Below are 883 nucleotides of genomic sequence, written 5' to 3' on the forward strand. Positions count from 1 at the left end.
GGGTGGACCGGGGCGCCGCCCGCGGGACTGGTCGACGTTGCGGGCGTGCCGGTGCCCGCCGCGGCGCTGGTGCCACCGGGCGTGCCATGGCCCGTGGCGGGTGCCGTCCCCGTGGCGGGTGCCGTCCCCGTGGCGGGTGCCGTCCCCGTGGCGGGTGCCATACCCGTGGCGGGTGCCATACCCGTGGCGGGAGTCCCCGACGCACCGGCCGCGGTGCTCCCCGCAGTACCGAACGAAGCCGGCGCGGCACCGCCGGCCGTCAGGGCACCGACCGCTGTCGAGGCACCGGCTGACGCCGCGGTCCCGGCTGGCGCAGTGGCACCGGCCGGCGCAGTGGCACCGGCGGCGGCCGCGGGCTGCTGACCGGGGGGCGCGGGGACGATCATCAGGATCGCGCCGCTGTCCGGCTCACGGGGCAGCACGCGCGCGCCCGGCGGGACCGGCGAACCCGGCGCGAGGTACTGGGGCACCTCACCGGGGACCATGCCGTACTGGCCGGCCTGAGCGGCCAGCGCCGCGGGGTCGGAGAGCTGGTCCACCCGCACGGCGAGGGACTGCTGCTCGTCGGCGAGCGCGGCGGCCCGGGCGCGCAGCTTGCTCTCCTGGAACGAGTTCTCCATCAGCGCGAGGTTGAGCAGCAGCAGTCCGAGCAGACCGGCCCCGAGCAGAACGAGCAGCAGCACGACGAACGGCCCTTTGCGGGCACCTCGCGGCGCCGGCCGGACGATCGTCAGGCGCGCCCCGGCGGGGGCGCGGCGCGGCGCGGGGGGGGGGGGGCCCCCGCCCCCCCCCCCCCCCCCCCCCCCCGCGACCGGCGATCAGTCGTGCAGCAGCGGGTCGCCGAGGGCCTCGTCGAAGGCGAGGTGGCGGTGGTGCAGGCCCG

General features: G+C 79.2%; 1 protein-coding gene. It reads right to left on the minus strand.

Going from position 1 to position 883, the window contains the following annotated elements:
• On the minus strand, positions 1-683 hold a 683-nt coding region (gene ftsL, locus MXD58_RS25800; protein ID WP_250610311.1), incomplete at its 3' end, for a cell division protein FtsL.
• Positions 684-883 lie beyond the last annotated feature (200 nt).

Source organism: Frankia sp. AgKG'84/4 (genome assembly GCF_023242965.2).
In the GTDB taxonomy this organism is placed as follows: Bacteria; Actinomycetota; Actinomycetes; order Frankiales; family Frankiaceae; genus Frankia.